Source organism: Dietzia sp. SYD-A1, from assembly GCF_015356725.1.
In the GTDB taxonomy this organism is placed as follows: domain Bacteria; phylum Actinomycetota; class Actinomycetes; order Mycobacteriales; family Mycobacteriaceae; genus Dietzia.
The window spans coordinates 1-3,753 of sequence record NZ_JADDKI010000287.1 but is presented as its reverse complement, the minus strand read 5'-3'; the positions used below and the strand labels follow the sequence as shown (position 1 = coordinate 3,753).

The following is a 3,753-nucleotide window of genomic DNA, read 5'->3' as shown; positions in this document are numbered from 1 at the left end:
CTCCAGGGCAGGCCCCGCTGTCCGCCCCGGCCCGGACCCGGAGCAGCCGGTCGTGGCCGCGACCACGAGCAGGGCCGCGGCGGCCAGAAGTGGGCGTGCGGGGCGGGAAGGCATCGTTTGCAGTCTGCCAGTTGGTGGATCGTCGGCCCGGTGACGAGACTCGCGGGACGCATGGGGTTGCGCGACGGGTGTCTCTGCCGCGATCCTTGGTGCTGGGGAGCCCCGGTGACCGCGGAGAGTCCGTACGCCGCCCCCGTGCGAGGAGTGTTACCGATGCCCATGTTCGACTTCAGCGAGATGCAGGCTTTCTGGGACGGGATCTTCCCGGCGGTCTTCGGGCCGCTCGCGGCCTTCGTCGACACGATCGGTGCGTCCGTCGAGGGGCCCTGACTCACCCCTGACTCACCCCTGACTCACCCCGCAGCGAGGATCCGGGCCAGGGTCTTGAGGTTCCTGGTGGTGAGGTGACCCTTGTTCTCCCGGCCGTCGAGCACCGCGGACGCGTCCGAGGTCAGCGTCGAGCCGCGGGGGACCCGCCAGTACACGCAGCCCGCGCCCTCGGCCACCGCCTCCGTGCTGCTGGTGGTCATCCCGGCCCCGGCATGCGCGTCGGTGCCGGCGGCCACCTCTCCGACCTCACGGATGGCCGCGTGCATCGCGACCGCCACCCGGGTCGTCACTTCCGGGTCATCCGAGAACACCACGTAGTCGTGGTGTTCGGGCAGCGTGTCGAAGGGGTACGAGGACGCCATCGTCGCCACGTCGTCGAGCGGGAGGACCTGCAGCACGGACCGGTAGCCGAACCTCTCCGCGTAGGCGGCCTCGAGTGCCGCGCGCAGCTCGGGTACCGGTCGCTTATCGGTGACGATCACGTTTCCGGTCGCCAGCACCGTCCGGACCGACGTCCCGCCCGCGGCCTCGGTGCACTCGATCAGGTCGCTCATGGCGATGCGGCCGCCCTTGCCGACGTTGATCCCACGCAGTAACACCACCCTGCGGTGCCCCGGGTCGTCCGTCTGTGCAGATCGAGAACTCATCCCCCGATCTTCCTCCCGGGCCGGCCCCGCGCGGGTAGCTTTCCGGCCATGGCAGTCTCAGTGCAGTCAGTGGTCACGATCGAGGCCGGCGTCCCCGAGATCATGGAGGTCCTCGCCGATGTCGACTCCCTCGTGGAGTGGTCGAGCGCTCACCGCGCGGTCGAGGTCAGGGAGGCCGACGACGAGGGGTGGCCCATCGTCGTGTGGGAGCGGGTGTCCCAGTACGGCGTCACCGACGAGATGGTGGTGCGCTACGAGTGGTACGAAGGCGAGGTGAGCTGGTCGCTGGTCGAGAGCGGTTCCCAGAAGGTCCAGAACGCCCGGTACGAGCTCACGGACAACGGGGACGGCACCACCAAGGTCGTCTTTGATCTCGAGGTTGATCTCAAGATCAAGCTCCCGGGGCCGGTGGTCAAGAAGGCCCAGAAGCACATCGCCGACGTGGCCACCACGGGGCTGCGGAACGAGGTTCTCCGGCGACACGGTTGATCGCCCCTCTCCCACGCCTCGCGCCCGCCCCGCTCGCTCGGGCGAGCGGGGCTCAGGGGAACCGGCGGGAGGAGATCAGCCCGTCGGCCAGGCTCCGGCGCACCAGATCGGGCACGGATCTGCGTCGAAGGGGTGCGCTCCCGGTGTGGGCCAGGCGCGCGATCCCGTCGAGCAGGTCGGCCATGGCCTCTCGCGGTGCCCACGACGGAGCCCAGCCGAGTTCGTCACGTGCGCGGACGCAGTCCAGGAGGGGCACGCTGAACGCCAGGTCGAGCCATCCGCGGTCCACCGGTTGCAACCGGGCCCGCCACGTCAGCCCGACGATCGCCCCGAGCAGTGCCAGGGGGACGTGAACCGGCCGGGCCCCGAGCACCTCGGCGAGATCCTCCCTGGTGAACGGTGGATCGGCCGCGAGGTTGAACGGGCCGGTGGCGCCCTGGCCGATCACTCGGACGAGAGCGTCGGCGACATCGTCCGCATGAGCGAGCGGCAGGCACAGGGCCCGGTCGAGCGGCAGCAGCGGCAGCCGCGGCACGAGATGTGCGGGCACGTAGGCGGGGAGTCCGTATCGGGTCAGCCCGCTCGCGGCTGCTCGCTGGACGATGAAGCCCGGCCGCATCCGGGCGACGGGCACCGCATCGCCGCCGTGGCGACACTCGTGCTCGTCGATGAGCCTCTCCGCCATGGCCTTGTGTCGGCTGTAGGCCGAACCCGACACCCCCGTCGTCGCCCAGGTCTCGTCGACGTGCTCACCGTGGCGGCCCGGCGCGTAGGTCCCCACGGAGGAGATGTGAACCAGGTGCCCCACCCCGGCCGACTGCGCGGCCTCGAGGACCGCGGCGGTTCCACCGACCCCGACCCTCTCGAGGTAGCGGACGTCGCGGGTGGGCTGGAAACCCCAGGCCAGGTTGACCACCGTGTCCGCGCCGCTGACGTGGCGACCGAGTTCGCGGGCCGCCCCCGGGCCGGAGACGTCCACCGCGCGCCAGTCGACGCCCCGGTACTCGCCGACGGGATCCGGCGGCCGGCGCACCAGCCCGACGAGCTCGTCACCGGAGCGCGTCTCGCGGAGGCGACGGAGCAGCGCGGTGCCGACATTCCCGCTCGCGCCGATGATGACGATCCGCATTCCGGCCTCCTCGCGTGGGAGCTGCAAGGACGTCGACGCTACCTGCCACGTCGTGGTCGTCAACCGCTGGCAGTCGGGGCCTCACCCGACCCCCGGCGGGGTGATCAGACCGTCGGGGAGATGAGCAGGACGCCGGCCAGCGCGAGTCCCGCGACCCACGTCGTCGAGGCGGCGGCCAGGATGACCGGCCGCGCGCCGACCCTGCGCATCGCGGCGAGCCGCACCCCGGTCCCGAGCGCGAACATGGCGCACGTGAGCAGTACGGTCTGCGCCGCGGAGGCGACGTCGAGGGCCGTGGTAGGGACCAGCCCGGACGAGCGCAGGCAGACCAGGATCACGAACGCGACGATGAACCCGGGGACCAGCGGAGGCCGCGTGCCCCTGCCGTCGGCGCCGGTCGTCCGACGCCGGTGGAGGCTGATGATGGTGACGACGGGGGCCAGCAGAAGGACGCGGGCGAGCTTCACGACGGTGGCCACCGCCAGAGCGGAGCCGCCGATCGCGCCGCCGGCCGCGATCACCTGGGCGACCTCGTGGATCGATCCACCGGCCCACATGCCCGCTGCGGTGTCCGACAATCCCAGCCCCGTCGACAGGACCGGGACCGCGACGATCATCAGGGTGCCGAAGACGACGACGAGGGTGACGGCCGTGAGGACCTCCTCCTCGTCGGCGTCGGAGACGCTGTCCACGGCGGCCACCGCGGCCGCGCCGCAGATCGAGAATCCGCAGGCGATGAGCAGGCGCTGGGTCCAGCCGAGGCCGAGCGCGCCGCCCAGCGCCAGGGTGCCGACGATTCCGAGGACCACGATGACGACGACGAGCACGATGACCTGCCACCCCAGGGCGGTGATGTCGCCCAGCACGAGGTGGAGGCCGAGCAGGGCGATCCCGATCCGCAACAGTGTCCGGGACGAGAAGGCCAGGCCCGCCGCGGCACGGGTCGGAACCCGCACGATGTTGCCGAGTGCAGCGCCCAGCACGATCGCCACGAGCATCGGGTTGAGGGTGGGGAGCAGGTGGCTGACCGCCAGTGCCACGGCCGTGCCCGAGAGCGTCAGCGCCGTACCCGGCACCGCCGCACGCGCCGTACCCGGC

At 71.7% G+C, this 3,753-nt stretch carries 4 protein-coding genes; 1 reads left to right on the top strand and 3 read right to left on the bottom strand.

What is annotated here, in order from left to right:
• Nucleotides 1-413 precede the first annotated feature (413 nt).
• A complete protein-coding gene (locus tag IY392_RS12135) occupies nt 414-1,037 on the bottom strand; it encodes a DUF1697 domain-containing protein (RefSeq protein WP_182613565.1) in 624 nt (207 codons plus the stop codon).
• Nucleotides 1,038-1,085: 48 nt separating this feature from the next.
• Between IY392_RS12135 and IY392_RS12130 the strand changes: the two genes are divergently transcribed.
• Complete coding sequence (locus IY392_RS12130) at nt 1,086-1,526, top strand: SRPBCC family protein (RefSeq protein WP_194861352.1); 441 nt, start codon at nt 1,086-1,088, stop codon at nt 1,524-1,526.
• 52 nt (nt 1,527-1,578) lie between these two features.
• Here the strand turns inward: IY392_RS12130 and IY392_RS12125 are convergent, their stop codons facing one another.
• Both IY392_RS12125 and IY392_RS12120 read right to left on the bottom strand, forming a co-directional pair.
• On the bottom strand, nt 1,579-2,682 hold the full coding sequence (locus tag IY392_RS12125; RefSeq protein ID WP_228549347.1) for an NAD-dependent epimerase/dehydratase family protein: 1,104 nt from the start codon (nt 2,680-2,682) through the stop codon (nt 1,579-1,581).
• A gap of 77 nt (nt 2,683-2,759) precedes the next feature.
• Nucleotides 2,760-3,753, bottom strand: a 994-nt coding sequence (locus tag IY392_RS12120) for a YeiH family protein (RefSeq protein ID WP_194861351.1), incomplete at its 5' end; no start/stop codon positions are given.